25 protein-coding genes are annotated in these 26,919 nt (G+C 64.0%); 22 read left to right on the top strand and 3 right to left on the bottom strand.

Annotation, left to right across the window (positions count from 1 at the left end; genetic code table 11):
* Nucleotides 1-22 precede the first annotated feature (22 nt).
* Nucleotides 23-868, bottom strand: a complete 846-nt coding sequence (locus tag KVP10_RS18185) for a GntR family transcriptional regulator (RefSeq protein WP_217966150.1) — start codon at nt 866-868, stop codon at nt 23-25.
* Between the two features lie 125 nt (nt 869-993).
* On the opposite strand from KVP10_RS18185, the gene KVP10_RS18180 reads away from it, so the two are divergent.
* The 12 genes from KVP10_RS18180 (at nt 994) to greA (ending at nt 12,363) form a co-directional block, all read left to right on the top strand.
* A complete protein-coding gene (locus KVP10_RS18180) occupies nt 994-1,863 on the top strand; it encodes a DODA-type extradiol aromatic ring-opening family dioxygenase (protein ID WP_217966149.1) in 870 nt (289 codons plus the stop codon).
* A complete protein-coding gene (locus KVP10_RS18175; RefSeq protein ID WP_217966148.1) occupies nt 1,860-2,180 on the top strand; it encodes a hypothetical protein in 321 nt (106 codons plus the stop codon). Before KVP10_RS18180 ends, KVP10_RS18175 begins: the two co-directional genes overlap by 4 nt.
* A complete protein-coding gene (locus KVP10_RS18170) occupies nt 2,180-3,004 on the top strand; it encodes a cyclase family protein (RefSeq protein WP_246600824.1) in 825 nt (274 codons plus the stop codon). The genes KVP10_RS18175 and KVP10_RS18170 overlap by 1 nt, the downstream gene beginning before the upstream one ends.
* Nucleotides 3,005-3,058: 54 nt before the next feature.
* Nucleotides 3,059-4,321: an ABC transporter substrate-binding protein gene (locus KVP10_RS18165; RefSeq protein ID WP_217966146.1), complete on the top strand. Its 1,263-nt coding sequence runs from the start codon at nt 3,059-3,061 to the stop codon at nt 4,319-4,321.
* Between the two features lie 20 nt (nt 4,322-4,341).
* Entirely contained in the window at nt 4,342-5,292 is a 951-nt protein-coding gene (locus KVP10_RS18160) for an acetamidase/formamidase family protein (RefSeq protein WP_217966145.1), read from the top strand.
* Entirely contained in the window at nt 5,292-6,113 is an 822-nt protein-coding gene (locus KVP10_RS18155; RefSeq protein WP_246600819.1) for an ABC transporter ATP-binding protein, read from the top strand. The genes KVP10_RS18160 and KVP10_RS18155 overlap by 1 nt, the downstream gene beginning before the upstream one ends.
* Complete coding sequence (locus KVP10_RS18150) at nt 6,110-6,823, top strand: ABC transporter ATP-binding protein (protein WP_217966144.1); 714 nt, start codon at nt 6,110-6,112, stop codon at nt 6,821-6,823. Before KVP10_RS18155 ends, KVP10_RS18150 begins: the two co-directional genes overlap by 4 nt.
* Nucleotides 6,824-6,854: 31 nt before the next feature.
* Nucleotides 6,855-7,736, top strand: coding sequence for a branched-chain amino acid ABC transporter permease (locus tag KVP10_RS18145; protein WP_217966143.1), 882 nt, complete (start codon nt 6,855-6,857; stop codon nt 7,734-7,736).
* Nucleotides 7,737-7,750: 14 nt separating this feature from the next.
* Complete coding sequence (locus KVP10_RS18140) at nt 7,751-8,791, top strand: branched-chain amino acid ABC transporter permease (protein ID WP_217966142.1); 1,041 nt, start codon at nt 7,751-7,753, stop codon at nt 8,789-8,791.
* Nucleotides 8,788-9,732 (top strand): alpha/beta hydrolase, encoded by a 945-nt coding sequence (locus KVP10_RS18135; RefSeq protein ID WP_217966141.1) that lies wholly within the window; start codon nt 8,788-8,790, stop codon nt 9,730-9,732. The genes KVP10_RS18140 and KVP10_RS18135 overlap by 4 nt, the downstream gene beginning before the upstream one ends.
* 254 nt (nt 9,733-9,986) lie before the next feature.
* Nucleotides 9,987-11,318: a solute carrier family 23 protein gene (locus tag KVP10_RS18130; protein ID WP_217966140.1), complete on the top strand. Its 1,332-nt coding sequence runs from the start codon at nt 9,987-9,989 to the stop codon at nt 11,316-11,318.
* Between the two features lie 568 nt (nt 11,319-11,886).
* On the top strand, nt 11,887-12,363 hold the full coding sequence (gene greA, locus KVP10_RS18125) for a transcription elongation factor GreA (protein WP_217966139.1): 477 nt from the start codon (nt 11,887-11,889) through the stop codon (nt 12,361-12,363).
* Between the two features lie 155 nt (nt 12,364-12,518).
* On the opposite strand, the gene KVP10_RS18120 is transcribed toward greA, so the two are convergent.
* Complete coding sequence (locus KVP10_RS18120) at nt 12,519-13,100, bottom strand: YhbY family RNA-binding protein (protein WP_217966138.1); 582 nt, start codon at nt 13,098-13,100, stop codon at nt 12,519-12,521.
* 19 nt (nt 13,101-13,119) lie between these two features.
* On the opposite strand from KVP10_RS18120, the gene KVP10_RS18115 reads away from it, so the two are divergent.
* From KVP10_RS18115 to KVP10_RS18095, 5 genes are all read left to right on the top strand, one after another.
* The gene (locus KVP10_RS18115) at nt 13,120-13,773 is read left to right on the top strand and encodes an RlmE family RNA methyltransferase (RefSeq protein ID WP_217966137.1); all 654 of its coding nucleotides are present in this window, start codon (nt 13,120-13,122) and stop codon (nt 13,771-13,773) included.
* A gap of 221 nt (nt 13,774-13,994) precedes the next feature.
* Entirely contained in the window at nt 13,995-15,899 is a 1,905-nt protein-coding gene (gene ftsH, locus KVP10_RS18110) for an ATP-dependent zinc metalloprotease FtsH (protein WP_217966136.1), read from the top strand.
* Between the two features lie 10 nt (nt 15,900-15,909).
* Nucleotides 15,910-16,749, top strand: a complete 840-nt coding sequence (folP, locus tag KVP10_RS18105) for a dihydropteroate synthase (RefSeq protein WP_376810973.1) — start codon at nt 15,910-15,912, stop codon at nt 16,747-16,749.
* The gene (gene glmM, locus KVP10_RS18100) at nt 16,746-18,098 is read left to right on the top strand and encodes a phosphoglucosamine mutase (protein WP_217966135.1); all 1,353 of its coding nucleotides are present in this window, start codon (nt 16,746-16,748) and stop codon (nt 18,096-18,098) included. The genes folP and glmM overlap by 4 nt, the downstream gene beginning before the upstream one ends.
* A 65-nt stretch (nt 18,099-18,163) precedes the next feature.
* On the top strand, nt 18,164-18,967 hold the full coding sequence (locus tag KVP10_RS18095) for a GNAT family N-acetyltransferase (protein ID WP_217966134.1): 804 nt from the start codon (nt 18,164-18,166) through the stop codon (nt 18,965-18,967).
* 121 nt (nt 18,968-19,088) lie between these two features.
* Here the strand turns inward: KVP10_RS18095 and ppx are convergent, their stop codons facing one another.
* Complete coding sequence (ppx, locus tag KVP10_RS18090) at nt 19,089-20,576, bottom strand: exopolyphosphatase (protein WP_217966133.1); 1,488 nt, start codon at nt 20,574-20,576, stop codon at nt 19,089-19,091.
* Nucleotides 20,577-20,798: 222 nt separating this feature from the next.
* On the opposite strand from ppx, the gene ppk1 reads away from it, so the two are divergent.
* The 5 genes from ppk1 (at nt 20,799) to pstB (ending at nt 26,774) form a co-directional block, all read left to right on the top strand.
* On the top strand, nt 20,799-22,877 hold the full coding sequence (gene ppk1 / locus KVP10_RS18085) for a polyphosphate kinase 1 (RefSeq protein WP_217966132.1): 2,079 nt from the start codon (nt 20,799-20,801) through the stop codon (nt 22,875-22,877).
* A gap of 121 nt (nt 22,878-22,998) precedes the next feature.
* Nucleotides 22,999-24,015 carry a phosphate ABC transporter substrate-binding protein PstS gene (pstS, locus tag KVP10_RS18080; RefSeq protein WP_217966131.1) on the top strand — a complete coding sequence of 339 codons (1,017 nt, stop codon included), beginning with the start codon at nt 22,999-23,001 and terminating at the stop codon, nt 24,013-24,015.
* 71 nt (nt 24,016-24,086) lie between these two features.
* Nucleotides 24,087-25,094: a phosphate ABC transporter permease subunit PstC gene (pstC, locus tag KVP10_RS18075; protein ID WP_246600818.1), complete on the top strand. Its 1,008-nt coding sequence runs from the start codon at nt 24,087-24,089 to the stop codon at nt 25,092-25,094.
* A complete protein-coding gene (pstA, locus tag KVP10_RS18070; protein ID WP_217966130.1) occupies nt 25,094-25,963 on the top strand; it encodes a phosphate ABC transporter permease PstA in 870 nt (289 codons plus the stop codon). Before pstC ends, pstA begins: the two co-directional genes overlap by 1 nt.
* On the top strand, nt 25,956-26,774 hold the full coding sequence (pstB, locus tag KVP10_RS18065; RefSeq protein ID WP_217966129.1) for a phosphate ABC transporter ATP-binding protein PstB: 819 nt from the start codon (nt 25,956-25,958) through the stop codon (nt 26,772-26,774). The genes pstA and pstB overlap by 8 nt, the downstream gene beginning before the upstream one ends.
* Nucleotides 26,775-26,919 lie beyond the last annotated feature (145 nt).

Genomic DNA, 26,919 nt, shown 5'->3' with positions numbered 1-26,919 from the left:
CTGCAACGGTATCGGCGGCTATTCAGCGCGGCGAGTTTCGCTTGCTCTGGGTCGGCGACGCAGGAGTGACCGTGAGATCTGCCTGCTCGCGGAAGTGCTCGGCCAGGAGTTCCACCGCCCGGTCGGCGTCCCGGGCAAGCGCGGCTTCCTTGATTTGCTCATGCTGCGCGTGAGCCCCTCGAGCACGCTCTTCGTAGCGCCAGAAGTGGCGGCGATACCGTTCCAATTGGTCGTAAAGCGCATCGAAGAAGTGCAGCAGCCAAGGCGAGCCGCAGGCACTGCACAGAGCGTAATGAAAGTCCCGGTGGCGGTGTTCCCATTCGTCTTCGGCGAGTATCAGCTCATCGCCTACGGCCCCTTCCAGGCGCGTCTCCGCCTTGGTCAGGCGATGCTCTGCGGTCAGCACGCTGGTTTCCCAATCGTCTCCGCCGTTTTCGATGGACCTGCGTATGGCGTTCATTTCGAGGTACGCCCGCAGCGATGAAACATCCCGCATCTCGTCGAAGTTCAAGGGCGCCACGATGAAGCCCTTGTGATCTTCGACTCTGACGAGCCCGTCGCCTGCGACCTGGAACAACGCCTCGCGCAAGGGGCTGGTGCCTACGCCGTAGCTGCGCATCAATTTTTCTATGGTGAGCCGTTCGCCGGGATGCAGGCGGTTGCGAATGATGTCTTGACGAAGACGCTCCGCCGCCTGGCCGGCCAGAGTGCGAGGCTTTTGATCGCGAGGCGTTCCGGCGCGGGGGCCCCACGGCGGCGAGGCGCTCAGGGCGGAAACGCCTGTCGTCTCCGTTCCCATGCCGGACCCGTCTCCGGCTTCGCTGCTCGTCCCGGCTTCGTCTCTGCGCAATTTTGCTGGTTTAGTCATGGGTCAATTATATTCATTCATTGTGATTTTGTATAACAAAACAAACATTCCAAAATCTTGACAACAATCTTTTATGTTGTTTTAATTCGTTTCATTAAAACCAACTGTAGAGAGACTGTAGACAAATGGGTCAGATAGTTTTTGCCGCCGGCGCCCCGCATGCGCCGGGACTGGTCGGGCTTCTGGATACAGCGCCTCGGGATTCGCAGTGGGCGGTGCACTCGATGTACCTGCATCTGTCCGAGGCCCTGCGAGCGGCGCAACCCGATGTGTTGATCGTGTTTGCCAACGATCATCTGGCCAATAGCCGGGTCAGCAACTATCCCGATTTTCTCGTCGGCGCCGCCGCGCAGCATCGCGGTCCCTACGAATGGTTCAAGGAATGGATCAAGTGCCGCGACTATTGCGTCGAGGGGCATCCCGAAGTTGCAAGCGCGCTCATCAATGGCCTGGCCAAGCGCGGCATACGCACTACGTGGAACGCTGAGAACCTCAAGTTCGACGACAACATTTCGGTGCCGGTGGTATTGACCCAGCTGGATACCCTGGGCATTCCCTTGGTGCCGGTCCTGCAAAACTGTATCGTGCCGCCCGTGCCCGACCAGCGTCGCTGCTATGAGGTCGGGCAGGCCCTGGCGGCTTTCATCAAAGAGGATCTACCTGAGGACATGCGTGTCGGCTTGTTGGGCTCGGGAGGGCTCAGCCATGAGCCTGGGGGAGCGCGCTACTACTTCATAGACGAAGAGTTCGATCGGCGTTTTCTGGATCTGTGCGCCAGCGGAGATCACGAGGCGCTGCTGAATGAAATGACCATAGAGCGCATGGAACAGTCCGGCCGTGGCGGCACTTGCGAGTTGCTCGCCTGGTTCGTGGTTCTCGGGGCCATCGGAAAGTGTCCTGGCGTATGCCTGGGCTACACCGTACATACCGAATTCAAATGCGGAATCGGCGCCGTCCAGTGGAACGTCCAGGCCGGGGAGGAGGTTGCGAAATGACATTCAAGTTCGATCCGACCCTGGCGATACACGACCTTATACAGGATCTCAAATGGGACCCTGCATTGCGCAAGGAGTTCGCTGCCGACGAGGCCGCGGTGCTCGACCGCTATCCCTTGCGCAAGGACGAACGGACGGCAATAGAGCGGCGGGACTTTCATGCGCTGTATACCATGGGCCTGCATGCCTATCTGGGAGGCCAGTTCGCGCGCCTGATCTATGGCAACGAAGCCGGCAAGGGCGCCAAGGAAGCCGTCGACGCCCTGGTGCGGTCGCTGACCGGCGGGCCTGTGTCCGGCCGCGGAAAGGCGCTGTGATGGAGGCTCGCGCGTCAACCAATGCCAAGTCTGTCCTGGACGCGGTCGTGCACCACGGCGAGATGATCGATCTGTCTCATGCGCTCGATGCGGGCATGCCGGTATATCCGCAGCATGCGCCTTACACCTTGTCCTTGCACCGTCGCCACGGCGATCCACATGCGAAGCCCCGCATTGCCGATTCCAGCTTCGCCAACGAGATTATCGTCATGTCGGCGCACACCTCGACGCACATAGATGCGCTGGGCCATTTCTCGCGCTGCGGCCATGTGCATGGCGGCGAGCCCGCTTCCGACATCGAGACCGCAAAAGGGCTTGCGCGCCTGGACGTCACCGACATCGGACCGATCTGGCGGCCCGCCACGCTGTTCGATATCGCCGGATGGAGAGGGGTCGACGCGCTGCGCCCCGGCGAAGAGATTACCGCCGCCGACTTCGAAGGCTGTGCCGCGCGTAATGCACTTGATTTGCGACCTGGCGACATCGCGCTGGTCCGTACGGGATGGGCTCGCCACTGGCGCGATTCCTCGCTGTTCAATGGCAGCCAGGGCGGCCTGCCCGGCCCCGGCAGAGATGGGGCGCAATGGCTGATCGACCGCGGCGTATCGATGGTGGGTTCCGATACGCCGGCATTCGAAGTAATTCCCTCTGTTGGCGATTCGGTGCACGCCATGCTGCTGGTGGATAAAGCAATCCACATCATAGAAAACCTCAACCTGGAGTCGCTGGCGGAACGCGAGGCACGCCGCTTCCTGTTTGTCGGCTTGCCGTTGCGCATGGTGGGAGCGACCGGCTCGCCGCTAAGGCCGATTGCCGTTCTGTAAGGCGGGTGGGCGATTTTCCAGTTGCCCCAGCAATAATTTCAAAGGAGAAGACCAGTGAAATCGTTCAGATCGAAAGCGCTCGTGCTGGCCGGCAGCACACTGATCGCGCTTGCGTCTTGCTTGCCGGCACACGCGGATACCGGCTTCACGGATGACCAGGTCACGATAGGCGGCACCTGCGCGACCTCGGGGCCGTTGGCCTCGTTCGGCACCATCTGCGCCATGGAGGAGGCCTACTTCAAGTACATCAATCAGACGCAGGGCGGCGTCAAGATGGGCGACGGCAAGACGCGCAAGATCAAGTACATCTGGTACAACGACGAATATTCGCCGCCGCGCACGGTAGAGCAGGTCAAGCGGCTGGTGGAGCGCGACAAGGTAGCGGCGGTAGTCAATATTCTCGGCACGGCCACTAATCTCGCCGTCTGGGACTATCTGAACCGCCGTGGCGTGCCGCAGCTCTACGTGGGCAGCGGCGCCACCATATTCGGGTCCGATATCGGCAAGCATCCCTGGACCATGGCCTGGCAGGTGCCATACTCGACCGAGGCCGCCATTTATGCCGAATTCGTCAAGTCGAAATGGCCCAATGCCAAGGTTGCCATTTTGTACCAGAAGGACGATTTCGGCGAAGACCTGAGTGGCTCTTTCAAGCGGGCTATCGAAGGGTCCGGCGTAAAGGTCGTGGCCCAGGAAGCCTACGATCCCAGTTCCCCGACAATCGATTCGCAGATACTGAATCTGGCCGCCTCGAAGGCCGATGTGTTCCTGAACTTCAGTATCCCTCGCTTTGCCGCGCAGGCCATCCGCAAGGCCAACGAGATTGGCTGGAAGCCGGCACAGATAGTGGTCAACATCAGCGCTTCCGTGGCCGCGGTATTCAAGCCCGCAGGCATCGAGGCTTCGCAAGGCGTCTATTCCGGCATCGACGTCATCGATCCGCAGGATCCGCGCTTTGCGAACGATCCCGGCCTCAAGCTGTACCGGGAGATCGCAGCCAAGTACGCGAGCAAGCTGGTCAATCCCGACGACCCCACCACCATGTGGGGGTTCATCAACGGGCAAATGGTCGTGGCGACCTTGCAGAGAACCATGGCGCCGACGCGCAAGGCCATGATGGCGGCGGCTCGCAAGCAATGTGGCGTGGCCATACAGGGCCTGCTGCCGGGCATCACGCTTTGCACCGACGGGCAGAAAGATCCGTTCCCGATCGAGTCCATGCAGATGTCGCAATTCAAGGGCACCCATTTCGAGCCGGTAGGCCCGATCATTAAAAAGTTCGAAGGCAATGCCCTAGCCCTCGCCCATGTGCATTAAGCAGCCGCATACCTGATCTCATGTCCATACATCATCTAAGCGCAAGCAAGAATACGGTCAGGGTCGGCTTGATCGACCGCAGCTATCCGCCCTTGTTGAGCATCGAATCGGGCGACGAGCTTCATTTGTCGACATGGAGCTTGTGGGCGGGCGAGGTCGAGTACGGCGCATCGTTCGATGACATCATGCAGGTTCGCCAACGCTACGCGGGGCGGGGGCCGCATACGCTGACCGGCCCGGTGGCGGTCCGCGGCGCCAAGGCGGGCCAGGTGCTGCGGGTGGACATCCTGCAACTGGAGGTGGGGGCAACGGGTTTCAACATCATGACCCCGGGGCAGCTAAGCCGTGGCTTGCTGGCTCCCGACTTTCCGCAAGGCACGGTTCGCCACTTCAAGATCGATCGCGCAACCATGACGGCGGACTTCTGCGGAGGCATTCGCATCCCGGTGCGTCCTTTTCTTGGCATCCTGGGCGTGGCTCCCGAGGCCGCCGGAGGACATACCTCGTCGGTACCGGGTCCGTTCGGCGGCAACATCGATTGCGCCGAACTCGTCGCCGGCACGACCCTGTATCTGCCGATCTGGGTCGACGAGGCGCTGTTCTATGCGGGCGACGCGCATGCCGTGCAGGGACACGGGGAGGTCAATGGCACCGCCCTCGAGACCTCGATGGATCTGGTCCGGTTGCGGCTTTCCGTGGAGCCCGGGATGAAGCTTGGCGCGCCTCGCGCCGAGACTCCCACGCACTGGATCACCATGGATTTCGATCCCGATCTCAGAACGGCCGCGCGCCGTGCGCTGGAGGCGATGGTGGCGCTGATCAAGACCTTGACGGGGCTTGCCCTGGATGAGGCATACCGGCTGTGTTCGCTGGCTGCCGACCTGATCATCACTCAGGTCGTCAATGGCCACCAGGGTGTCCATGTAAGGCTGCCCAAAAGCCTGTTCGCGTCGCACAAGGATCAAGTGTAATGGCCGCAATAGCCATGGTCTCCGAGCCGGGCGCGAGCCTCGCCCGCCCGCAAGCCCAGCCGCTGCTGGACGTACAGGCGGTCGATGCGCGTTTCGGCGGAGTGCAGGCACTCAAAGGGGCGTCTCTCCGGGTCGCGCCGAATGAAATATGCGCCCTTATCGGCCCGAACGGCGCCGGCAAGACCACGCTGTTCAACTGCATCAGTCGCGTGTACACGGTGACGGCGGGCTCGATTCATTATCGCGGCATCGATATTACTCGGGTGCCGCGCCATGCGATCGCGGGGCTGGGCATCGCCAGGACCTTCCAGAATCTCGGCCTCGTGCCGGGTCTGAGCGTGCTGGACAACGTGCTTCTGGGGGCGCACTCGCGAATCCGGCCGAGCTTCTGGCGGCCATTGTTGCCCGTGGCGGCGCAGCGATCGCGCGAGGCGCTCGCCCGGCGTGAATCCCTGGAAATCCTGGATTGGCTGGGTCTTGCCGACCATGCTTCGCGCTTGACCGGCGAGCTCGCGTTCGGCACGTTGAAGCGCGTGGAGCTGGCCCGGGCCTTGGTGGCCAGGCCCAGTCTCGTCATGCTCGACGAGCCGGCGAACGGCCTGGCGCATGGCGAGGTCGACGCGCTTGCAGAACTCATCCTGGATATGCGCAAACGCTTCGGCGTGGCCGTGTTGCTGGTCGAGCACCATATGCAGATGGTGTTGCGCATATCCGACCGGGTCGCAGTACTGGAATTGGGCAGCCTGATCGCGCACGGCACGCCCGACGAAATACGGAAGAATCCACGCGTCATCGAGGCGTACCTGGGGGCGAGCGTATGAATCCTCTGTTGACGATCGATGGGCTGACCGCGGGGTATGGCGCTCTTGCCGTCCTGCACGGCATCGCATTTTCCATCGACCCGGGGCAAACTACGGTGCTTCTCGGGGCCAATGGTGCGGGCAAGACGACTACTTTGCGCGCTATTTGCGGCATGACCTGGCGCCGCGGCCGCATCGTGTTCGACGGCCGCGACTTGGCGGCGTCGAGAACCGAGAAGATCGCGGGGGCAGGTATTGCCCATGTGCCGCAGGGCCGCGGGACTTTCTCGGACTTCAGCGTCGAGGAAAACCTCGCGCTTGGCGCCTATCTCAGAAACGACAAAGCCAGTATCCAGGAAGACATCCAGCGCTGGTACGAACTTTTTCCGAGACTGGCGGAACGACGTAGCCAGGCGGCGGGAAGCCTCAGCGGGGGAGAGCAGCAGATGCTCGCGATAGCGCGCGCGCTGATGTCGCGGCCGCGCCTGTTGCTGCTGGACGAACCGTCGCTGGGGCTTGCGCCGCTGGTTACCAAGGAATTGTTCGCGTGCCTGAGCCGGTTGCGCGAGGAGCTTGCGCTGACCATGCTGATAGTAGAACAGAACGCCAACCTCGCGCTGGAGTTTGCGGACCAGTGCCATGTGCTGGAGCGGGGCCGTCTGGTGACCTCCGGGCGGGCCGCCGACATGCGTGCGAACGATGAGGTGCGCCGCGCGTACCTCGGTTATTGACACATGACACCCGAACTTGGGGCTTGAGAAAATGCTGCTTTTTCTACAACAACTGAGCGACGGTTTGGCCAGCGGCGCCATATATGCGTCGCTGGCTCTGGCTCTGGTCTTCAGCTTCCGCTCCACCAATGTAGTCAATTTCGCCCAGGGCGAGATGGCAATGCTGTCGACATTCTTCGCCTGGCAGTTGATCAAGTGGGGCCTGCCCGTGTACGCCGCGATGATAGTGTCGATCTTGGCTTCGTTCATCGCGGGCGCCGTGCTCTATGTCATTTTCGTGAAGCCCATTGCGCGGGCGCCGGCCCTGACCGTCGTTACCGTGTTGATCGGCCTGTTCCTGGCGCTCAACAGCCTGGCGGGCTTCATCTGGGGCTATCTCAATCACGCGTTTCCGAGCCCATTCGAAGCGTGGCGTATCCAGTTGGGCGGATTGAGGCTGAGCGGCGAAGTCATAGGCGTGGTCGTAGTATTGCTCGCTACGCTCTTGATATTGTTCCTGGTCTTCGAGCATACCAAGCTGGGCCTGGCGATGCGGGCTGCCGCGGCGGCTCCGGAGCAAAGCAGGCTCGTCGGCATTCCGGTCGAAAGAATGCTGATGGCCGGCTGGGGCGTGGCTTCATCGCTGGGCGCGATCGCCGGCGTACTGGTTGCCCCGCGTTTGTTCGTCAGTCCGGGAATGATGCTGGGTGTGGTGATCTATGCCTTTGCGGCGGCCACTCTGGGCGGCTTCGACAGCGTGCTGGGTGCGGTGGTAGGGGGGCTCGTGGTGGGCGTCGCGGAGAATCTGGCGGCCACCTATGTCCCATGGATAGGCGCGGACTTGAAGATAGTCGTTGCCCTGCTGGTAATTTTCGCGACGTTGCTTATACGTCCCAGCGGTTTGTTCGGGCGCAAAAGCGTCGCCCGGGTTTGAACGGGAAGATCCTGATGCTCTCGACACCTTTGCCGCGAATAGTCTTGTGGGCCGCTGCCCTGTTGCTGCTTGTCGCAGTAATGCCTTTCGGGTTTGCCTCGTATAGCCTGGACCAGGTTACGCTGGTATTCATATATTCCCTGGCGATTCTCGGGCTGAATATAGTGTCCGGGTTTGCGGGCGCGATTTCGCTTGGCCATGGCGCGTTTTTTGCGGTTGGTGCATATACCGAGGCGATCCTGGTGAGCCGTTACGGCTTCAACCCCTATGCGGCCATTCCCTGTGCAGCCCTGGTGGCATGGGTGGTTGGATTGGGTTTCGGTTTTCCGGCGCTGCGGCTGCGTGGACTGTATCTGGCGCTGGGCACACTGGCGTTGGCCATGAGCGTCCCTCCGCTACTGCGCAATTTCGAGAGTTTCACCGGAGGCCATAGCGGCATCGTGGTCGACACGTTGACTGCTCCCCGCTGGAGTCATCTGAGCGACAGCCAATGGACTTATTTCGTCGTGCTCTGCATAGCGGCGCTGTTGTTCGCGGCGGCGTGGCGGCTGCTGGGCGGGGCGCTGGGGCGGGCATTGATGGCCACGCGCGACCAGGAAATCGTCGCGCAGGTCATGGGCGTGAATCCGACCAGTTATCTGACTCTGACGTTCGCCTTGAGCAGCCTTTATGCGGGCTGTGCCGGGGCTTTATACACTCTGGCCATCGGCTATGTATCGCCTGATTCTTTTACTCTCATGCTGGGACTGGGCTTCTTCGTCGGCGGCGTGGTCGGGGGCCTGACCTCGGTGGGCGGCGCAATATTCGGCGGCATATTCCTGCAATATGTGCCGGTCTGGGCTTCAGACATCAATAAGGCGCTTGGTGGCTTCCTGTATGGCGCAATATTGATCGCCAGCATGCTGCTGATGCCGCAAGGCATTGCCGGAGCGCTGCGCCGCTTGGTCGCCGGCAGGCCCTCGTTCGGGACCTGGCCTGGACGTTCGCGCGCTATCGCGGAAAATAAGCCGGGCTCCGGCCGGACCCGATCATCGAGCAAGCAAGGCACTGTATGAATATCGATCCATCACTGATCCCGGTCGTCGAGCGCTATCGGGCCCAATGGCCGGTGCCCGGCCACGAACTGCCTTTGGAAGAGTGGCGCGATCGCTACGAGAGGTCCGTGGCGGCCGCCAGGCCGCAGCCTGCGGAGGGCCAGATAAAAGGCGTCGATTTGACTGTTGGGGCCATGAACGTCTCGATCCGGATCTACCGGCCGCCACAGGCCGCAAGCCGCGGCGGCCTCGTTTATTTCCATGGCGGCGGCTGGGTGATCGGCAGCGTCGAGAGCCATGACGATATCACCGCGGACATCGCTCGAGACAGCGGCTGCGTGGTGGCCAGTGTCGAGTATTCGCGCGCGCCCGAGCAGCGCTTCCCTACGGCCTTCAACGAAGGGATGGACGTGCTGGAATGGTTTGGGCGCCACGCTGCGGAGCTGGGCGTGGACCCGCAGCGGCTGCTTGTGGCGGGTGACAGCGCGGGGGGCAACCTTTCGGCTGCACTGGCGCTGGCCTGTCGCGAACGCGAAATCTCCCTGGCTGGGCAAGTGCTGCTTTATCCCTGTCTGGATGTGGACTTCACGCGTGCCTCATACCTGAACGGCCGCACCGCACCCTTCCTCACCAGCGACCAGATGGAGTGGTTCTGGGACCAATATGCGCCGTCGCCAGCGGCCAGAGCCGACCGGCATGCCGTGCCCATGCGCGCATGCGACACCCACTTGTCGGGATTGGCCCCCGCGTTCGTCACTACCGCCCAGTACGATCCGCTGTATGACGAAGGCGCGCAGTACGCTGCCCGATTGAAGGCTGCGGGTGTCGATGTCCGATACGAGCCCGGGCCTGGCCTGGTTCACGGCTATATCCGATTACGTCATGTTGCTCCCGGGCCCGGCCGCATTTACAGGGAGATGTGCGATTGGCTCCGTGAGCGCGTGACCCCTGCGGATAAATAGGCTCCCGAGGGGAGCAAACGACCGTGCGCCACGCGCATGGTTCATCTTCGCCTGCGGCTTGTTGGCGATGCCGGGCTGTTCATGCGCGGCCGGAGTCTTCGGCAGGTCGGCGGCCGGTATCCGCCTCTTGATAGAGCGATCGCGCAAATCTTCTTGCCCGCCCCCCTGGGCAAAACGTACACTTTCGCCTCAGCGGACCCCGGGCCTTCCGGGGCCTCCAGTTCGCAACACACTCATAACAACAAGGCGGCGATATGTCGAACACCTATTTTTCCGGCTGGCGCCGGGTGCAGGGCGGGGGAGCGGGGCTGGTGGTGCAGCCCGACGAATGCCTGTCGTGGCCGCAGAACATTGCCATGGGCGCGCAGCACGTGGTGGCCATGTTCGGCTCCACCATCCTGGCGCCGCTGCTGATGGGCTTCGATACCAATGTCGCCATCCTGATGTCGGGCATCGGCACCCTGATCTTTTTCCTGTTCGTGGGCGGGCGCGTGCCCAGCTACCTGGGGTCCAGCTTCGCCTTCATCGGCGGGGTGATTGCCGTCACCGGCTACACGGGGGCGGGGCACAACGCCAATATTCCCTTGGCCCTGGGCGCCATCATCGTCTGCGGGCTGGTCTACGCAGTGATCGGCTGCGTGGTCTGGTGGGTCAATTCGCGCTCGGGCGACGCGGCCGGCTGGATCGACGCCTGGATGCCGCCGGTGGTTACCGGGGCCATCGTCGCCGTGATCGGCCTGAACCTGGCTCCCATCGCCGCCAAGGGCGCCATGGGCGGCAGCACCTTCGACGCCGTGATGGCGCTGATGACGGTGCTGTGTGTGGGCGGCGTCGCGGTCTATACGCGCGGCACGACGCAGCGCCTGCTGATCCTCATTGGCCTGTTGCTGGCCTGCGTCTTGTACGCCGTGTGCGCCAATGGGCTGGGCCTGGGCCGGCCGATGAATTTCGCCGCGATCGCCGCGGCGCCCTGGCTGGGGTTGCCGCGCTTCGAGGCGCCGGTGTTCAGCGGCCACGCGATCGGCCTGATTGCGCCGGTGGCGGTGATCTTGGTGGCCGAGAACCTCGGGCACATCAAGGCGGTCAGCGCCATGACCGGCCGCAACCTCGACGTCTACCTGGGGCGGGCCTTCCTGGGCGACGCCGTGGCGACCATGATCTCGGGCTCGGTCGGGGGCACGGGGGTGACGACTTATGCCGAGAACATCGGCGTCATGACGGTCACGCGCATCTATTCGACCCTGGTTTTCGTGATCGCTGGCCTGATCGCCATATTGCTGGGTTTTTCCCCGAAATTCGGCGCCCTGATCCAGACCATCCCGGCGCCGGTGCTGGGCGGCATGTCGATCGTGGTTTTCGGCCTGATCGCCGTGGCGGGCGCCCGCATCTGGGTGGTCAACCAGGTGGATTTCGGCGATAACCGCAACCTGATCGTGGCTGCGGTCACGCTGATCCTGGGGGCGGGCAATTTCTCGCTGCAATTCGGCTCCTTCAAGTTGGACGGCATAGGCACGGCGACTTTCGGGTCGATCATCCTGTACGCCCTGCTGGGGCTGGGCCGTCGCGCAGCGCGCGCGCCGCGTTGACCGGTCGGTAGTTCAGTTGCCCGTCAGCCGGGCTGCTCGACGGCTCGTCTGCTCGATTGCTCGACAGGGTGACAGGGCGACAGGGCGACAGGGCGACAGGGCGACAGGGCGACGGGACGACGGGACGACGGGACGACGGGACGACGGGACGACGGTTCGGCATGCGGCGAAGCCAGGCAGCCGGGTGGCCGGCAAGCCCGGCTCGCGGGCCGGCCTCGGCCCTGTTTGCAGCCTCGCTGCCCGCCCGCGGCGGGCGGCCCGGAACGGCCAAGTACCAAAAAATTTGTTTTTTTTCAAAAACTTAAATATAATAAGGGAAAACCCTAATCAAGCCTGATGCAGGCTTGCAATTTGTGCAAACTTTGCCGACAATAGGCTTAAACCCCGGGTCTGACCGAGCCGGGGATTTATTTTGAACGAAACAAAATCAGTCCTGCAAGACTGAACTAAACCCACCGTTCGTTCCGTTCGTATACCGAAATCGGGTTGCGCATGCCGCAACCCATCTCATGCAGCTCACCAGGCGCTTCTGTGGGAAGCGTCTTTTTACTTTTGAATCAGGAATGCTATGTCTGCGATCCCCTTGACCGCACGCGGCGCTGAGCGTCTGCAAGCCGAACTACACCGTTTGAAAACCATCGAGCGTCCCGAGGTCATCAACGCTATAGCCGAGGCCCGTGCCCAGGGCGATCTGTCCGAGAACGCCGAGTACGATGCCGCGCGCGAGCGCCAGGGCTTCATCGAGGGCCGCATCCAGGAACTGGAAAGCACCCTGTCCAATGCCCAGATCATCGATCCTCGGGCGCTGGACACCCAGGGCAAGGCGGTTTTCGGCGCCACGGTCGAAATCGAAGATCTCGAATCGGGCGAGCGCGTCACCTACCAGATCGTGGGCGATGTCGAGGCCGATATCCGCTCCAACCAGATTTCCGTGTCCAGCCCGGTGGCCCGGGCGCTCATCGGCAAGGGCGAGGGCGATGTGGTCGAGGTCAAGGCCCCGGCGGGCGTGCGCGAATACGAAGTGCTGGGGGTCAGCTATATCTGAACCCGAATCCGCGACTGCACGGCGGGGCGCACGGGCGCGCCGCCGTAAAGAAAAAGGGCCGGTGCGGATAGCGCCGGCCCTGGTCGTATGGATGCCTGAAATTGCCGCTTTCCAGTAAAACGAATCAATGCCCGCCGGGCGGCGGACAGGGCGTATCAGCGCTTGGGGCCGCTGCGGCTCAGGTTGCGGCGGGCGCCGGCTCGCAGCGACAGGGCGCTGCCGGGGCGACGAGGAATGCCGTGGGACGGCGTTTGCGCGGCGGCACGGCGTGCCTTGGGCGGCGCGGCTGTGGTGTCGGCGCGGCTGGCCTTGCGGGCGGCGCGCTCGGCTTTTTCGGCGCTGCGCGTGCGTGTTTGCCCGGCGGCGGCCTGTTTCTTGGGCGTGTGGGGCTGCGTAGGCTTGCGCTGGGCGCGCGTGGCCGGTTCGGGCGCAGCGGCCTTGGCGGGTACGGCTTGCGCCCCGGGTTCGGGCCGGTAGACGATCAGGGTCTTGCCCAGGTGATGCACCGGTGCGCAGGACAGCGCGTCGCAGATCGCCTCGAGCATGGCGTCGCGCGCGTCGCGGTCTTCGCCGCCGGCCCGTATCTTGATAAGCTGGTGCGCTGTCAGGTTGCGGTCGATTTCTTTCAGGACCGAGTCCGACAGGCCGCGGTCGCCGATCAGGACTACCGGACGCAGAGGGTGGGCAGCCGCACGCAAGGCGCTGCGTTCCCGGGATGTAATGTCGAGTTTTGCCATATATAGAGATTGTACGGGAATGGCCAAGAAAAAATTCTCGAAAGAGTGGATCCAGCAGCATATCAACGACCCTTACGTCAAAATGGCGCAACAGAAGGGCTATCGGGCGCGCGCGGCCTTCAAGCTGATCGAGATCCTCGATACGGAAAAGCTCATGCGCCGCGGCGATGTCGTCGTCGACCTCGGGGCCGCCCCGGGCAGCTGGTCGCAGGTGGCCCGCGAGCGCCTGGTGGGCCCGGGCGGGCAACTGGACGGGCGCATCATCGCGCTGGATCTGCTGCCCATGGAGCCCATCGCCGGGGTCGAGTTCATCCAGGGCGACTTCCGCGAGGACGAAGTGCTGGGCGAACTGCATGACCGCCTGGGCGGCCAGCAGGTCGACCTTGTGATTTCCGACATGGCCCCCAACTTATCCGGTGTGGGTTCGGCCGATGCGGCACGCATCCAGCACGTCTGCGAATTGGCGCTGGAATTTGCCTGCCAGCATCTCGGTCCGCAGGGGGCGCTGGTGGTGAAAGCGTTTCATGGCAGCGGCTTTTCCCAGGTGGTAGAAACCTTCAAGCAGCATTTCCAGCGAGTGGTCGAGCGCAAGCCCAAGGCATCGCGCGACAAGTCGGCGGAAACCTTTCTGGTGGGGCGGCGGCTCAAGCTCCATGCGGCGAACAAGATTTAGTCTATCGGGTTAGAATGGGTCATTGATCATGGGCAAAAGCGTCCGTTGTACGCGGCGTGGCACCAGGGCGGATTGCGCCCGATCGGTCCTGGCGTTGCAAGAATATTTCTGGCGCGGCGCCGAGGCGCCGTTCCTGCCGCCGTCGTCCGGTATGGCGCATGCCGCACTGCCACATGGGCGCAAGGCGCCCGGTGGGTCGCAGTTTATGTAGGAGGTTGGCTTTGAACAACTCATTTTCCAAGGTCGCGATCTGGATGGTGATCGCCCTGGTGCTGTTTACGGTCTTCAAGCAGTTCGACGGCCACCCCACCACGACGGATACCGTCACGTACACCCAGTTCATGAGCGACGCCAAGGATGGCCGCATCAACAAGGTCGACATCCAGGGCGACACCATATATGTCACCCCCGACGCCGGCAGGCCCTACAGCCTCACCTCTCCGGGCGACCTCTGGATGGTGCCGGAACTGGTCAAGTACGGCGTGCAGGTCTCGGGCAAGGCGCGCGAAGAGCCTTCCTTCCTGACCAGCCTGTTCATTTCCTGGTTCCCGATGCTGTTGCTGATCGGCGTGTGGATCTTCTTCATGCGCCAGATGCAGGGCGGCGGCAAGGGCGGGGCGTTCAGCTTCGGCAAATCGCGCGCCCGCATGCTCGACGAGAACACCAACCACATCACCTTCGCCGACGTCGCCGGCTGCGACGAAGCCAAGGAAGACGTGCAGGAGCTCGTCGATTTCCTGCGCGACCCCACCAAGTTCCAGCGCCTGGGCGGCCGTATTCCGCGCGGCGTGCTGATGGTGGGTTCGCCCGGCACCGGCAAGACGCTGCTGGCCAAGGCCATCGCCGGCGAGGCCAAGGTGCCGTTCTTCAGCATCTCGGGCTCCGATTTCGTCGAAATGTTCGTCGGCGTGGGCGCGGCGCGCGTGCGCGACATGTTCGAGAATGCCAAGAAGCAGTCCCCTTGCATCATCTTCATCGATGAAATCGATGCGGTCGGCCGCCAGCGCGGTGCAGGCCTGGGCGGCGGCAACGACGAACGCGAGCAGACCCTGAACCAGATGCTGGTGGAAATGGACGGCTTCGAATCCGGCCAGGGCGTCATCGTCATCGCCGCCACCAACCGCCCCGACGTGCTCGACCCGGCGCTGCTGCGCCCGGGCCGTTTCGACCGCCAGGTGGTGGTGAGCCTGCCCGACATACGCGGCCGCGAGCAGATTCTCAAGGTGCACATGCGCAAGGTGCCGCTGGCGACCAATGTCGACGCCATGGTGCTGGCGCGCGGCACGCCCGGCTTTTCGGGCGCCGACCTGGCCAACCTGGTCAACGAGGCCGCCTTGTTCGCGGCGCGGCGTAACGGCCGCACCGTCGACATGAGCGACTTCGAAAAGGCCAAGGACAAGATCATCATGGGCGCGGAACGCCGTTCCATCGTCATGCCCGAAGAAGAGCGCAAGAACACCGCCTACCACGAGTCCGGCCACGCGCTGGTGGCGCGCATGCTGCCCAAGACCGACCCAGTGCACAAGGTCACCATCATCCCGCGCGGCCGCGCGCTGGGCGTGACGATGCAATTGCCCGAGAGCGACCGCTACAGCATGGACAAAGAGCGCCTGCTCAACACCATTGCCGTGCTGTTCGGCGGGCGCATCGCCGAAGAGGTCTTCATGCACCAGATGACCACCGGCGCTTCGAACGACTTCGAGCGCGCCACGGCCATCGCGCGCGACATCGTCACCCGCTACGGCATGACCGACTCGCTCGGCCCCATGGTGTATGCCGAGAACGAGAACGAGGTCTTCCTGGGCCGCAGCGTCACCAAGACCACGCATGTGTCCGAGGCGACCATGCAGAAGGTCGACCACGAAATCCGCAGCATCATCGACGGACAGTACGCCGTGGCGCGCAAGATCATCGAAGACAACCGCGACAAGATGGAAGCCATGGCTGCCGCCTTGCTCGAGTGGGAAACCATCGATGCCGACCAGATCCAGGACATCATGGACGGCCGGCCTCCGCGCCCGCCCAAGGTCCCGCAGTCCTCGTCCGACGCGTCCGACAGCGCCACTCCCCCCACCGGCGTGTCTTCGGCGGGCGGCAACAGCAGCACGGCGGCCAATCCCGTATAAGGACATATCCTTGGGGAACCGCTTGCTGTGCGGGCGCTTCGAGCTGCGGCTCGAGCGCCCTCTGGTCATGGGGATCGTCAACCTGACCCCCGATTCCTTTTCCGACGGTTCGCTCTACCTGGAGACGGACGCCGCGATCGCCCATGCGCGCGCGCTGGCCGCCGAGGGCGCAGACCTGCTCGACCTGGGCGCCGAGTCCACCCGGCCCGGCGCGCAGCCGGTGTCCGCCGAGCACGAGCTGCAACGCCTGCTGCCCGTGCTGGAGGCCTTGCGCGACGTGGGCGTGCCGCTGTCCGTGGATACCTTCAAGCCCGAAGTCATGCGGCAGGTGCTGGATGCCGGCGCCGACATGATCAATGACATTTACGGTTTCCGCCAGCCCGGCGCCCTGCAGGCCGTGGCCGGGTCGCGTTGCGGCCTGTGCGCCATGCACATGCAGGGCGAGCCGCGCACCATGCAGCAGGCTCCGCAATACGCCGACGTGGTGGCCGAGGTCCGCGGCTTTCTGCAAGAACGCCTGGACGCTCTGCTTGCCGCAGGCGTAGAGCCCGGCCGCATCGTGCTCGATCCGGGCTTCGGCTTCGGCAAGACCGCGGCCCAGAACTACCTGCTGCTGAACCGGCTGGCCGATCTGCGCATCGAGCCATATCCCCTGTTGCTGGGCCTATCCCGCAAATCCATGCTGGGCCACGTGATCGGCCGCGAGCCCGCCGAGCGGCTGGCCGGCAGCATCGCGGCAGCGCTGGCCGGCGTGGCCCGCGGCGCCGAAATTCTGCGGGTGCACGACGTGGCGGCCACGGTCGATGCCGTCAAAATCTGGAAAGCTATAGATCTGGGAGTTTCATCATGAGCCAGCGTAAATATTTCGGCACCGACGGCGTGCGCGGCGAAGTCGGCGGCGCGACCATCAACGCCGAATTCGCTTTGCGCCTGGGCTATGCCGCAGGGCGCGTGCTGTCCAGGCTGAGCCCGCCGGGGCGCGGCCGGCCCACGGTCCTCATAGGCAAGGACACGCGCATTTCCGGCTATATGCTGGAATCGGCCCTGGAAGCGGGCCTGTCGGCGGCCGGCATAGACGTGCTGCTGGCGGGGCCCATACCTACCCCCGCGGTCGCCTACCTGACGCGCGCGCTGCGCCTGGTGGCCGGCATCGTCATCAGCGCCTCGCACAATCCCTACCAGGACAACGGCATCAAGTTCTTCTCGGCGCAGGGCATGAAGCTGCCCGACGAGATCGAAGAGCAGATCGAGGCGGCCATCGACGAGCCCCTGGGCTGCGTCGGCTCCGAGGCGCTGGGCCGGGCCCGGCGCGTGGACGACGCCGCGGGCCGCTACATCGAATTCTGCAAGAGCACTTTTCCCAACGAGCTCGACCTGTCGGGCATGAAGATCGTCGTGGACGCGGCGCACGGCGCCGCCTACAACGTGGCGCCGCACGTGTTCCGCGAACTGGGTGCCGATGTCTATGCCATAGGCTGCCGGCCCGACGGCTTCAACATCAACGAGGGCGTGGGGGCCTTGCATCCCGAGGCGCTGGTCGCCGAGGTGCAGGCCCGCGGCGCCGACATAGGCATCGCCCTGGACGGCGACGCCGACCGCCTGCAGATGATCGACGGCGCGGGGCGGCTCTACAATGGCGATGAACTGCTGTATGCCATCGTGCGCGGCCGCATGGACGGCGGCGATCCGGTCGCTGGCGTGGTCGGCACGCTGATGACCAACTTCGGCTTCGAGAAGCGCATGAACGACCTGGGCATAGGCTTCGAGCGCGCCAAGGTGGGCGACCGCTACGTGCTGGAGGCCATGCTGGAGCGCGGCTGGCTATATGGCGGGGAAAGCTCGGGGCACCTGATATGCCTGGATTGCCACACGACGGGCGACGGCATTATCGCCGCCCTGCAGGTGCTGACGGCGCTGCGGCGCAGTGGCCGCACGCTGGCCGAGCAGGTGGCCGAACTGAAGATGTATCCGCAGAAAATGGTGAACGTGCCATTGGCGCCGGGCCTGCAGTGGGAACGCCACCCCGGGCTGGCGCAGGCGCGCGAGGCGGTCGAAGAGCAACTGGCCGGCCGCGGCCGTGTGCTGATCCGTGCCTCGGGCACCGAGCCCAAGCTGCGGCTCATGGTGGAAGCCGAAGACGCGGACCTGGCCGAACGGGGCGTGCGGCGGCTGGTTGCGGTGGATTTGGCGAAAGGGTAAGGTGTTCAACGATGGCTTGTAATATCTGACGAACAAAATGGTGCAATGTTGTCGGAGTGATTCCTATGCTTGAACTTGCACGTATACCGCAGAAAGCCGACACCGGCGCGGCGTGGTCCGCGCCCGGCCCGGGGGGGCTTGCCATGGGCCTGGCCCGCACCGCTCGAGAACTCGAGGCGATCCAGAGGCTGCGCTACAACATCTTCACCGAAGAAATGGCCGCGGTCTTTCCGGATTCCGTCGACGGGCTGGATTGCGACCGCTACGATGCCTGGTGCGAACATCTCATGGTCAAGGAACTCTCCACCGGCAGGGTGGTGGGCACCTACCGAATGCTGACTCCGGCCAACGCCCGCAAGGCCGGCGGCTATTATTCCGAGTCCGAATTCGACATCGGCGGCCTGGCGCGCATGCGCGGCACGCTGGCCGAGGTCGGCCGTTCCTGCATCCACGCCGATTATCGCAATGGCGCCGTCATCATGCTGCTGTGGTCGGGCATCACCAGGCTGATGCGCGATGTGGGGGCTCGTTATGTGTTGGGTTGCGCCAGCGTCAGCCTGCGCGACGACGGCGTGACGGCCGCGGAAGTCTGGCGCGCCGCCAACAAGATCTTGCAGGACGATCCGGCGCTGCGGCTGGTGGCGCCGCATTGCCGCTATCCGGTCGAACGCCTGGACAGCGTGCTGCCCGCGCGCATCCCGCCGCTCATCAAGGGCTACCTGAAGCTCGGGGCTTCCATATGCGGCGAGCCGGCCTGGGACCCTGACTTCAATACCGCCGACTTCCCCGTGCTGCTCGATATGGGCCGCATGGACGCGCGCTATCGTCGCCATTTCGGCCTCGACGTCCGGCAGGCCGTGGCGGCCTGAGCCCGGCTGCGCGGTCCTGCTCGCGCGAGGCGATCGGGCCGCCATCAGGGGCAGCCGCGGCGCGGCGCCACGCGCCTGCAAGCGCGTATGCTGCCTTCAAGCCTTCAAGCTTCTTGCGTCTTCAGGCTTCCTGCAGTTCCATCTCGAATCCGGCCTTGTTCCATTGCGCCACTTCGCCGCGCAGCGTGTAGGCCGAGAGCGGGTGTTCGGCCAGCCAGGAGCCGTTTACCCGTATGCGTATGGTCCGCGCATCGGCCGCGATGGCCAGCGGCGGCTTTTCCAGGTCTTCGCGCCGCCGCGACAGCAGCACCGCCAGGCGCAGGCATAGAAGAGTCAGCCATTGCGCATGCGTGGACTCGTGCGCGCGCAGCTTGTTCAGCTTGCCCTGGTGGCCCAGCGCGAGCCACGCCAGCAAAGCCTGCCCGTCATTCGAAAAGCCCGGCATGTCGGCATGCCCGAGTATGTAGGCGCTGTGCTTGTGATAGTCGGCATGGGCGATCGACAGCCCCGTCTCGTGCAGGTCGGCGGCCCAGTTCAGGGCGCGCGCCAGGTCGGGGCGTTCTTCCTCGGGCAGGTCGAGCTGCTCGAAGAAATGTAGGGCCAGCTTGCGTACGCGGTCGGCCTGCAGCATGTCGATGTGGTAGCGCTTGATGAATTGATGGACGGTCTGTTCGCGCTTGTCGTGGTCGGAATCCCGGCCCAGCAGGTCGTACAGCACGCCCACGCGCAGCGCGCCATCGCCGGGCCGCATCAGCTTGATGTGCAGTTCGTCGAACGCGGCCAGCATGATGGCCAGGCCCGGGGCCAGCACCGGCGCGCGGTCCGGCTTGAGCCCCGGCAGCTCGTCTATGATCACGCGGCCGTCGCGTATCAGCTTGGCGCGCAGCTTTTCCAGCCCTTGCTGCGTGATGCCTTTGCTCGACATGCCGCCCTCGGTAAGCACGGCATACAGGCCCTTGGCCGTGCCCGAAGAGCCGTACGCCTCCTGCCAGCCGGTCTTGCGATAAGGCCAGGAGATCGTCTCGAATTCGCGTCTTGCGGCCAGTTGGGCCTGTTCCATGCGCGCGGCGGTAATGCGCCCGTCCGGGAAAAAGGCCTGGCCATAGCTGACACAGCCCATGTACAGCGAGGCCATGCGTAAGGGCTCGTAGCCGCGGCCGATGATCACTTCGGTGGAGCCGCCGCCTATATCGATCACCAGCCTCTTGTTGGGCGAGGGCGGCAGCTCGTTGGCGACGCCGGAAAAAATCAGGCGCGCTTCTTCCTGTCCCGAGATGACTTCGATGGGAAAGCCCAGGGCCGCCTCGGCGCGCGGCAGCAACTGCGCTGCGTTGCGCGCCACGCGGAAGGTATTGGTGGCCACCGCGCGCACGCGGTTGGGGTGGAAGCCCGCAATACGCTCGCCGAAGCGCTTGAGCACGGTGATGGCGCGGTCCATGGCTTCTTCGCTGAGCATCTTGTCCGGCCCCAGGCCGGCGGCAAGGCGCACCGACTCCTTGAGGCGGTCGATGGCATAGATCTGCGCGCCGCCGTCGTGTTGCACGACCCGGCCTATGGACAGGCGGAAGCTGTTCGAGCCGAGGTCGACCGCGGCGAGTAATTGATCCATGCTGGCGGGGTCCGGTGGCGAAGATGCCGCAATTATAAGGACCCATGGCCGCCACGCCGACGGTGTGGACTCGCCGGCACGGGAAATAGCGGCTTTTGCGCCGATAGTGTGCGGAAAGTGGGCAGAAACCCCGTAATCTCTTAGACTGTCACAATATTGAAGAAAATACGGCGTAGAAGGGAAAATTTCGAAGATGGCGCAATACGCCAAGGAATAAGCCGCATGCCTCCGGAAGTATCTGAACCGACCCTGCTCAACCGCGAGCTGTCCCTGCTGAAATTCAACGAAAGGGTGCTCGCCCAGGCCGAAAGCGCCACGACACCGCTGCTCGAGCGCCTGCGCTATGTGTGCATAGTCAGTTCCAACCTGGACGAGTTCTTCGAGATTCGCATTTCCAGCCTGAAAGAGCAGCAGCGCCAGAATTCGACGCTGGTCGGGGGCGACGGCTACACGCCCAACGAGGCCTTCGAACAGGTGCAGCGCGCCGCGCACGAACTGGTAGCGCGCCAGAACCAATTGCTGATGGGACAGATCCTGCCGTGCCTGATGGCGCAGGGCATAGGGCTGCTCGAACCCTCCGGCTGGACCGATGCCTTGCGCGACTGGGCGCACCGGACCTTCGAGCAGGACGTGATGCCCATGCTCACGCCCATAGGCCTGGACCCGGCGCATCCGTTTCCGCGCGTCTACAACAAAAGCCTGAATTTCATCGTCTCGCTGTCGGGGCAGGACGCGTTCGGGCGCCGCGCCTCGATCGCCGTGGTGCAGGCGCCGCGGGCGCTGCCGCGCCTGATCCGCGTGCCGCCCGAGGTCGCCGGCATCCCCGACGGTTATGTGCTGCTGACGGCTCTCATCGGCGCCTTTGTCGGCGAACTGTTTCCGGGCCTGGAGATCCGGGGCTGCCATCAGTGGCGGGTCACGCGCAACAGCGACCTGTTCGTCGACGAAGAAGAAATCACCAACCTGCGGCAGGCCTTGCAGGGCGAGCTGTCGCAGCGCAACTTCGGCGCCGCGGTGCGTCTCGAGATCGATCACCTGATGCCCGAGGATCTCGAAAATTTCCTGCAGCACGAGTTCTCGCTCGAGGCGCGCGACACCTATCGGGTCACCGGGCCGGTGAACCTGTCGCGGCTGGTGCAACTGTGCAGCGCCGTGAAGCGGCCCGACCTGCTGTTCCCGGAATACCGGCCCAAGGTGCCGGCGCCTTTCGACAGCCTGGGTTTGCCGCCCGACCCGACCGCGCTGTTCGCCATCATCGCGCAGCGCGACCGCCTGCTGCATCATCCGTATCAATCGTTCCAGCCCGTGCTCAGCTTCCTGACCGCGGCCGCGCACGACCCCGATGTCGTCGCCATCAAGCAGACGATCTACCGCACCGGCGAAGACTCCGAGCTCATGCACCTGCTGCTGAACGCGGCCAAGGCCGGCAAGGAGGTCACGGTGGTGGTGGAGCTCATGGCGCGCTTCGACGAGCAGACCAATATCAATTGGGCGGCCAAGCTCGAGGCGGTGGGCGCCCATGTCAGTTACGGCGTGGTGGCGCACAAGACGCACGCCAAGATGGCGCTGGTGCTGCGGCGCGAGCAGGGGCGCATCCGGCGCTACGGGCACCTGGGTACCGGCAACTATCATTTGCGCACCAGCACGCTGTATACCGATTTCGGCCTGCTGACCGCCAACCCCAAGATCTGCGAGGACATGGACAAGGTCTTTTCGCTGCTGACGGGCCTGGGCGCGCGCAGGCCGCTGAAGACCCTGCTGCAATCGCCCTTTACCCTGCATGAAACCATCGTCGCCCTGATCCGCGCCGAGGCGATCAATGCCAAGGCGGGCAAGAAGGCGCGCATCATGGCCAAGATGAACTCGCTGCTCGAACCCGTGGTCATCGGCGAGCTCTACAAGGCCAGCCAGGCGGGCGTCGGCATCGACCTGATCGTGCGTGGCGCCTGCGCGCTGCGTGCCGGCGTGCCGGGGCTGTCGGAAAACATCCGCGTGCGTTCTATCATCGGGCGGTTCCTCGAGCATTCCCGCGCGTTCTACTTCTATGCCGACGGCCGCGAGCAGGTGTATCTCGCCTCGGCCGACTGGATGGACCGCAATTTCTTCCGCCGCGTCGAAGTAGGCTTCCCGGTACTCGACCCCGATCTCAAGAAGCGCGTCATCAACGAGGCCTTCCGCTATCCGCTGCGCGACAACCAGCTCGCCTGGCGCGCAGAACCCGACGGCAGCTACGTGCGCGTGCGCAGCCGCGGCGCGGCTTTCAACCTGCACAAATACCTGATGGGCGCGCTCGGATCCTGATTTCGCGCCATGCGGCCGCGGATTGTGCGCTTGTCACAAGCATGTCATATGGGACGTCTAGGATGGCGTCTGTGCGAGGCCTGGAGCCCGCCAGACAGTCCACCAGATCAAAGGATCCTCGATGTCCAAATACGTATTCACGCAAGTCCTGGCCGCCGTCGCCCTGGGTTGCTCCGCCATGGCGCATGCCACCGACATTACCGGCGCCGGTTCGAGCTTCGTGTACCCGGTGATTTCCAAGTGGTCGGCCAGCTACGCCGAAAAAACAGGCAATCGCGTCAACTACCAGTCCATAGGCTCGGGCGGCGGGATTGCGCAAATCAAGGCCGGCACGGTCGATTTCGGCGCTTCCGACATGCCGCTGGACGAGGCCACGCTGGGCAAGTTCGGCCTGGGACAGTTTCCCGACGTGATCGGCGGCATCGTGCCCGCCTTCAACGTGCAGGGCGTAGAACCGGGCCAGATGGTGCTGGACGGCCCGACGCTGGCCGACATCTACCTGGGCAAGATCACCAGCTGGGACGACCCGGCCATCCGCAAGCTCAATCCGGACCTGAAGCTGCCGGCCGCGAAGATCACCGTGGTGCACCGTTCCGACGGTTCCGGTACGACCTATAACTTCACCAACTACCTGTCCAAGGTCAGCCCCGAGTGGAAGTCCAAGGTCGGCGAGAACACCGCGGTTAAATGGCCGTCGGGCATAGGCGGCAAGGGCAACGAAGGCGTGTCGGCCTATATCAAGCAGATGCCGAATTCGCTGGGCTACGTCGAGTACGCCTACGCCCTGCAGAACCATATCGGCTACGCGGTGATGAAGAACGCCGCGGGCAAGGTGGTCAAGCCCATGACCTCCAGCTTCCAGGCTGCCGCGGCCACCGCCGACTGGGCGCACGCCAAGAACTTCAACCTGCTCATGACCAACGCCCCCGGGGACGATGCCTGGCCCATTACGGCCACGTCCTGGGTGATCATGTACAAGCAGCCCAAGAACCAGGAAAAGTCCAAGGTTGCCTTCGACTTCTTCAAGTGGGCCTACGAGCATGGCCAGGACCAGGCCCGCTCGCTCGACTACGTGCCCCTGCCGGCCAGCCTGGTCGGGCAGATCGAGGCCTACTGGAAGGCCGAGTACAAGCAGTAATCACGGCGAATCCCGCCGGCCCGGGGCCGGCGGGACATCGCGCGCAAGCATCCACAACTTTCGAATAAAGCATGCAAGCTGCAAGAGCCGATATACTCGACAGCCCCATAGCCGGGCGCCCGCAAGCCGGCATGCCCGGCGGCGGCGAAGACCGTTCGCGCGCCGATGCGCGGCATGATGCACTGTTCCGGCGGCTGTTGCGTTGCTGCGCACTGCTGGTGCTGGCGGCCCTGCTGGGCGCCGCATTGTCCACGCTGTGGGGCGGGCGCGAGGTGCTGTTCGGGCAGGGCCTGCAATTTTTGACCAGCAGTGCCTGGAATCCGGTGTCCGACGACTATGGGGCGCTGGCCCCGGTGTTCGGCACACTGGTGACATCTCTCATCGCCCTGGTGTTGGCGGTGCCGACGAGCTTCGGCATCGCCTTGTTCCTTACCGAGATCGCGCCGGCCTGGCTACGCGGTCCTGTGGCCACGGCCATCGAACTGCTGGCCAGCATCCCTTCGATCATCTACGGCATGTGGGGGCTGTTCGTCTTCGTGCCTTTCATGTCGCGCATCGAGCCGGCGCTCAGCGCCACGCTGGGGCGCCTGCCGCTGGTAGGGGGCCTGTTCCAGGGGCCGCCGCTGGGCCTGGGCCTGCTTACCGCGGGCATCGTGCTGGCGGTCATGATCCTGCCCTTCATATGTTCGGTCATGCGCGAAGTGTTCCAGACGGTGCCGGCGCGGCTGAAGGAATCGTCCTACGCACTGGGTTCGACCACCTGGGAAGTCGTGTGGGACATTGTGCTGCCGTACACCCGCTCGGCCGTGATAGGCGGAGTTTTCCTGGGGCTGGGCCGGGCCTTGGGCGAAACCATGGCGGTCACTTTCGTGCTCGGCAATTCCTACGACATTACCTCGTCGCTGCTGATGCCGGGCACCTCGATTTCGTCGAGCATCGCCAATGAATTCAACGAGGCGGTGGGCGTTCATCGCTCGGCGCTGATCGCGCTGGGTTTCCTGCTGTTCGTCGTGACCTTCGTGGTGCTGCTGGCGGCGCGCCTGATGTTGCGGCAACTGTCGAAACGGGAGGGCAACTGATGAGCGCAAGCGTCTATCTGCGGCGCCGCTGCATCAATCTGGCGGCGCTGGTCCTGAGCGGCTGCGCGACTGCGCTGGGCCTGGCATTCCTGGCCTGGATCCTGTGGGTGACACTGAAGAACGGCCTGGGGGCGATCGGCCCGCGGCTGTTCACCAAGATCACGGCCTACGGCGAGCAGGGCGGCCTGGCCAATGCGATCATCGGCAGCCTCATCATGGATGCGATGGCCTTGCTGATCTGCGCCCCGATAGGCATACTCGCGGGCACCTATCTGGCCGAGTATGCGCATCGCTCCAGGCTGGGGGCGACGATCCGGTTCCTGAACGACATCCTGCTGTCGGCTCCGTCCATCGTGCTGGGCCTGTTCGTGTACGTGATAGTGGTGCTGCCGATGTCGAACCTGACCGGCGGCGCGTATTCGTTCTCGGGCGTGGCCGGTGCGGTGGCGCTGGCGCTGATAGGGCTGCCGGTGATCGTGCGCACCACCGACGAAATGCTGCAACTGGTGCCGACCACGCTGCGCGAGGCGACGCTGTCGCTGGGCATACCGCAGTGGAAGATGACCGTGCAGGTACTGATGCGCGCCGCGGCCTCGGGCATCGTCACCGGCGTGCTGCTGGCGCTGGCCCGGCTGGCGGGCGAGACCGCGCCGCTGCTGTTCACGGCCTTCGGCAACAATTTCATGACCCTGCATCCCTTGGACAAGATGGAAAGCCTGCCGGTCGCCATCTACCAATACACCAACGATCCCAATCCGTCTTTGCACGCGATTGCCTGGGCCGGGGCGCTGCTGATTGCTCTGTTCGTGCTGTTGTTGAGCCTGGCGACCCGCATGCTGTTTTCGCGCAATAAGGTACATCATGATTGACTACGTCGCCGCGCATGCGGCAGGCGCCGGCCCGGCCAGCGCGCCGCGCGCCGAGGCGCGCACCAAGATTTCGGTGCGCGACCTGAACTTCTACTACAACGGCTATCATGCCTTGCGCGGCATAGGCATGGACATTCCCGAAAAGCAGGTTACCGCCATCATCGGCCCCTCGGGCTGCGGCAAGTCCACGCTGTTGCGCATCTTCAACCGCATCTACGCGATCTACCCGAAGCTCAACGCCACCGGCTCGGTGATGCTGGACGGCGAGGACATACTGGATCCGTCCTATTCCCTGAACCGCTTGCGCAGCAAAGTAGGGATGGTGTTTCAGAAGCCGGTGCCGTTTCCGATGACGATCTTCGAAAATGTCGCCTACGGCATACGCCACCACGAGCGGCTGTCGAAGGCCGATATGGCGATCCGCGTGGAGCAGGCGCTGCGCGGGGCGGCCTTGTGGGACGAGGTCAAGGACAAGCTGGGGCGCAGCGCGCTGGGCCTGTCGGGCGGCCAGCAGCAGCGCCTGTGCATAGCGCGCGGCATCGCCCTCAAGCCCGAGGTGCTGCTGCTGGACGAGCCGACCTCGGCGCTGGATCCGATCGCCACCACCCGCATCGAGCAGTTGGTGGAGGAACTCAAGCACCAGTACACGATAGTCATCGTCACCCACAATATGCAGCAGGCGGCGCGCTGCTCGGACTACACGGCCTATATGTACCTGGGCGAACTCATCGAGTTCGGCCTGACCGACCGGATCTTCATGAAGCCTGCGCGCAAGGAAACCGAGGACTATATTACCGGCCGCTTCGGCTGATCCCAGCCCCGGGGCGCGGCGGCCCGGACGGGGCTTGCGGCAGGCGGCCTAGCGCATTTTCGGTTCAGATGTTTACAGTCTTCGAAGCACTGTATGTGGCGGGTGCTGCAAGAAGGTGGTAAACATTTGCGCCGAACTTGCTCTA

The sequence above is a fragment of the Candidimonas humi genome (genome assembly GCF_019166065.1).
In the GTDB taxonomy this organism is placed as follows: Bacteria; Pseudomonadota; Gammaproteobacteria; order Burkholderiales; family Burkholderiaceae_B; genus Candidimonas; species Candidimonas humi.
The sequence above is the reverse complement of the archived record's forward strand: the minus strand, read 5'-3'. Positions and strand labels throughout refer to the sequence as shown.